Raw genomic sequence first — 5,496 nt, 5'->3', positions numbered from 1 at the left:
GTACTGCAGATAGCATCCGCGCTTGCACCGGGCGTTCAGATTCAGTTTGGCGGCATACCCGATCCGATCGCTCCATCCCTCGTTCGGCCAGGTCAAGAAGCGATCAGGCTCCTTTCCGAGGCGGCCAGCGCCTTCGATAGGTTGGTGGCCGATGGAGACGGGGAGTTCCGCCGCGAAGCCGAGATATGGAAGCTCGGCGCATTGCTGCTCAATCCCGACCGACAGATGGAAGCGAGGAGATATGCGCGTGCCCTGATGGCTCGAAGCATGTTGGAGCCTTCGGTGATCGCGTGGTTGCTACACTGCGGGGTCCCGATGCGGCGGGGCAAAGTCAAGAAAAAGCTGGGCGATCTCCTGCGGCGTGGCGAGGGCACGCCCGGTCACGTCGTCGTATTGGCGCTCATGGCATCGAGGCTTGACAGTCCTCGGCCGGGGTTGGCGGTGGTCCGCAGGTTTGGTCCGTCGTTTCCTGAAGCCGCGGAATTCTTCGCGATGTGGAGGAAGCAGCTTGGAGAGGACGCGGGTCCACCGGAGGAAAACTACTCCTCTGCGGTTCGTTGGGCGATCGGCAGGCGAGACAACCTTCCTCTGATGGCTTTCCTGTCAGGGACGGGTGCATCCGTCGAAAACCTCGCGTCCGGGGCGGAGTTCCTGTCGTCGACGCGCTCTTACGCCGACGTGCTCTCCCTTCGCGAGAAATTGTTCGAGATCGGGACCGTACGGGCACTCGAGTTGGTCGCCCGGGCTGCCAATCGCACCAAAGAGTACTCAATCGCCCTCCAGGCAATCGAACACTTCCGCGGGGACGCGTTACCGAACCGCCTGCGATATCCGCGTATCGAAGCGCACGAAGGGCTTGGTCAGCACAGCCAGGTCATCGCGGACCTACGGGGAATGCTCGCCGACGACAACAATGCCCGCGTCCATGACCGTTTGCTTCACGCTTACCTGCGTGTCGGGAACCTCAGGGAACTGAAGATCGAGACCGAGAAAGCGCTGGCTGCCCGGAGGCTGGACAGCCGACAGGCTGTGCAGATCGCCTATGCGTTGAGAACGGCTTCGCCCGAGACCGCGCGGCAGGCGTTGGAGCAGGTAGGTGACGCGGATATTCCAGCCGAACTCGCAGGAATCCTTCTAAACCTCGCCAATTCGCTAGGCGGCTTCGATGACCTGAAGGACGAGATGGTCCGCAGGATAGTCACGGGCGGCGAGGGCTTTGGCACTGTACGCAAGTTCGATACAGTCGAAGAAATTCTCGCCTACATGAAGGAGCGGGCCGACGAGTACAGGCAGGCTTTCGGGCAATGGCTGGCAGGGCAAGTTCCTGCAGCGCTCGCGATGCGCGGCGACGAGAAGGCGTACGGATCTCTGTTCCTAGGATCGGGCCGATCCAGACGCAACAACATCGGAGATGCATTCCCGATGCTCCTGCTCGGGCACGGCGCCTTACAGCCTGCACCGGAGGTGGTTGGCAATCCTGAACTTGTCGTCGATCTCAGCGGTATTCTGCTGGCCCATCGGCTCAAGCTGCTCGATGATCTGGACAAGGTCTTCCGGGTCATGGTTCCCGGAACGCTTCCACAGGCGCTGTTCCAACTCCGCCAACAGTATTCAGGGCCGAGCCGTGAAGTCGCCGCGACCATCCTCGCGATCGAGAGCGGGAGCAGCGCCGTCAAGGTCGTCGACACCGCACCGGAAGGAGCGGTCCGCGTCGAAATGTTATGTGGTAGCGGGAACGATGACGAATGGATGGCTCCGACCCTCCTCGAACACGCTTTCGAAAACGGACATCTCACCCGGGACGAGGTCGAGGCAGCCGTTCGAGGACTGGATCTGGAAAAGCCGCCGGAGCGACGCGCGTTGCCCGGTGCGGGCGTCAGCCTCTCGGCCACGGCCGTGGCGCATCTAGCGCAACTCAAGGTCCTTGAGCCAATCGCTCGATCGCTGCCGACTTGTGTTCTGGTCGGCGATGCCCGTCGCCTGTCCGACGACGTCGAAACCTTGAGGGAGGAGGAGTCGATCGGCGCCTCGCTGGACGGCCTGCAGCAGGTCGTTGCGGATCGGCTGACCTCATCCGCATGGCGGACGAGACCCGATACATATCACGAAAAGGACGAGGAGCGGCTTGAGTCGCTTCCCGCCCATGTCAGATGTCTCATGGACACGCTTCCGACGGACGAGGCGAAACGAGGCGTCCTGTTCTGGATCGAGGATCGAGCGCTTTCGAAGCAGCGGTTCCCGGAGGCGCTCTACCTCACGGACATCCTCAGCCTCTTGATGGACAGAGGGTTACTGTCTTCGGAGAGGCATGAGACGATCCTCCGCGATCTGTGGAGTAACGGCTACTCGTTCATGCCGGGGTCGGAACAGGAAATCGTCCGGGTCCTCGAGCAGGCGCCCATCGTGGATGGAGAGGTCGTCGAGAATGGCGTTCTGACCGACATCCGCCGCTGGTTCGCGATCCAGGCGTCCAACCTCGCTTACATAGAGCCGAACCTGCATGTCGATGCAGACGGGAACGTCGTCGGAGAGACCCGGCAGCTGATCGAACTCGCCACGCTCCTGAAAGAAACGCTTCTTTCGATATGGAGGCATCCGGATCAAACCCTCGAACAGAGGTTGGCGAGGTCCGCATGGGTTTCGATATACCTCAGGCTGGAGCATGCCCCAGGCGCCATGGCCGATACCACCCCGGCCGGAAGGCGTAGGCTGGCGAGCTTGATCCCCGCTCAGATCATATCAGTCCCTCTGTTCGCCGAGCTGACGTCGGAGAAGATGTCGGACGCCGACAGGCAGATGTACGTAAACTGGGCACTGAGCGTCGTGGATGTAACCCGCAACGCGGACCCCGAGCTTTTTAGCGACATCGTCGAAATACTGGCTGGAATGGCGTCCCGCATCCTTGAGGATCCGCCAGAAACTGACGAAAGCCTTCGCAGGAAGTTGCGGGCTCATATGAGGAATATCGTCCATCGGTTCCTGAGCCTGCTACCGAGCGAATGGTACGACGCGATTGCCGCGCGTAACGGGGTGGCGGAGGCCCTTGGCAGCGAGAGGGTGACGACGCTGGAAGTGGCTGACGGCATTACCGTCAGGATCGCCGATCTACCGACCGCGATCCGGGAAGCGGAGAGCAGCGGGAAGAAGGTTAAGTTTCCTTTGCACAACTCGAAGGATTCGGCCCGACTGGAAAGCGAGGCGGTCGAGGACGATCTGCCCTTGATCTTCCTCACGATCAAGAAACGTCGATACAACTTCGATCGCACGTCGATAGCCTTGGTTCACCCGGACATCTCGTTGCGTGAAAAAGCCGTCGAAGCCCTCAGGTCAGCTGCGCGCGTGGACCGGGACATCTCGGATGCGACCGCGCGCGTGATATTGGACGAGACCGATGTCGATCGGCGGGTTCTGCTTTTCGACGAGGCGAGGGGCGGGGAGTTCCGACGACAGATCGAGGTCATGCGCGAGCGCGTTCGCCATGGGAGGGCGCTCTCCATCGACGGTTTCGACCTCCCGTCTCCCGCGGTCATCTTCGATTTCCTAGGTCTGCCGCCCGACTATCGCGGGGATGCCGCGAGCCTAGCGGCAGATGCCACAGCGGCGCTTTTGGAATCCTTGGGAGCCGACGGTGCGCTGGAGCGACTATCCGGCCTTCCCTTCGAGTTGCCTCGGGCTCTGCTCGACGCGCAGGCGAGCCAGACATCGTCGGAGAACGATCGAAGATATTGGGATTCGCCACTGTGGGCCGTGAGCAGGTTTGTAGCCCGTGGAGCTCCAGATCCGGACTCCTCGGAGGTCGACGAGTATATCGGTCAACTCATCCAGGCTGGGAGGGGAATTTTCTCAGGCCTAGTAAGACGCACTGCCAAGAGAGCGATCAACGACGCCCGTTGGCAGGAGATGCCCGTCGACGTGAACATCTCACTGATCTGGACGTTCGCCGAGCATGTCAGCCGTGCGATCCTTCCCGCAGGTTTCGAGACCGCCAGCTTCAATCAGTGGCTTGCCCAGAACGACGTTGCGACATTCACTGAGTTCGAGCGTCAGCGACTTTGGCCAAGGTGGGCACAGACATTCGGTCTGAGGCTCACGTCATCACGGGTCGACGCCGCGATAGTATCGAGGTTGTTGAAGGCGGGCTTCGAACCGTCTGAAAGTCTCCAGGCGCTTGCTGGTATGCAGCGAGGAGAGGCTTGGAGTCCGACTGTTGAAGCCGGATCGGCCGCAGTGGTGGCTCCACAAGGCTTTTGGCCTGCGCAAGATCCCATTCCCTTGTACATCGATGCCGGATGGCTTTCGTCCGATAGCCCGTTCTCGTTAAGGACGGACACGGCAATGGCCCGTCGGATTGTCGAGGAGTCTACACAGAACTCTACCTTCGTTGGTCCCGCTCTCACACTGTTAGTAGAGGTGGAAAGCGTTGATCAGGACGTTCTGATCGAAATCCGGAAGACAATCTCGAAGCGCTTGGTGGATGCGCCTCTGGACAGAACGGAACCATCTCATCGTGCACAACTGGAGATCTTTGCAAAAGCATGCGCGCGCCTCGGTGACGCCGATCTGTTCGAACGGACAATTTCGTCAGTCGCTTCAACCAATGCCCGGATCTGGCCTCATAAGCGGCTCAAGGCAGCGCAGGACGACGAAAGCACCAAGGCTCTTGAGGCGCTGCTCCACGCGGCGCAGTGGTTCGCCGCTACGGTCGGAGGCGACTTGTCGAGCCAGATGCGTCAGTTCGCCAGACACGTTGCACAAATCGTCGATGCCTGGCCGATGAGCATCCTGGCAGCAATTTCTTGTCTGGATGTGGTCGCTCGCAAGGTCGATGCCAGCACTGCTGCTGAAGCGGTGTGGCCTGTGTTGATGGAGCTCAGGACGCGACGCTGATGGTCCCGATCATGGCCAATCGCTCTTCGGGCCGGTATCAACCATGCATCTCCGCCGCGGCTTTAGCGCAGGTCGAGCGGCTTGCGCATTAGCATTTCCGCCTGCCGCAAGAATCTGAACGAATGTCCGCTTCTCACAGCGCGCGTGCCGGAAGCGGCCAGTCAGTTAACGGCCCCCTTCCAGGCATTTACAGTGGCCGTCGATCGCCGACCTGGGCCAAAGCTGCTGACGTCGAAACACTAAGCGCTAATCTAGGCTAGGACCTCGAGCCTCATGCGACAGCTTTCCGCACAGGCGAGCGGCTGTTGCCGCCGGTCTTGGAATCGCGCTTGCGCTTTGAAAGGTGCGCAAGCAGAGCCGCCAAACCCATCGCGTTGAGAACCCGCGTCCTAGGAACGCCCCCCTTGCGTGCCATCTCGACACCCCAATGCATGTGGTCGAGTTCGCGGATCGAATGCGCGTCCGGGTTGATGCTGAAGATACAGCCGTAGTCGAGTGCCTTCTGATGCCACCGCCAGTCGAGATCGAGCCGCCACGGATGCGCGTTGATTTCGACAGCGACACCATATCTCGCGCACGTTCTGAGGACCTTGTCGATGTCGAGATCAT

1 protein-coding gene and 1 pseudogene are annotated in these 5,496 nt (G+C 60.6%); one reads left to right on the top strand and one right to left on the bottom strand.

The annotated features are described in order from the left end of the window. The first annotated feature begins 144 nt into the window (after positions 1–144). Entirely contained in the window at positions 145–4,887 is a 4,743-nt protein-coding gene (locus tag EOA60_RS37635) for a hypothetical protein (protein WP_206628146.1), read from the top strand. A gap of 271 nt (positions 4,888–5,158) precedes the next feature. On the opposite strand, the pseudogene EOA60_RS16540 reads toward EOA60_RS37635, so the two are convergent. Continuing rightward, positions 5,159–5,496, bottom strand: a pseudogene (locus tag EOA60_RS16540) (DNA polymerase/3'-5' exonuclease PolX); the annotation flags it as partial.

It is taken from the genome of Mesorhizobium sp. M1A.F.Ca.IN.020.06.1.1, assembly GCF_004023265.1.
Classification (GTDB): Bacteria; Pseudomonadota; Alphaproteobacteria; order Rhizobiales; family Rhizobiaceae; genus Mesorhizobium.
Note: the sequence above shows the minus strand (reverse complement) of the source record. Positions and strands in the feature narration are given on the sequence as shown.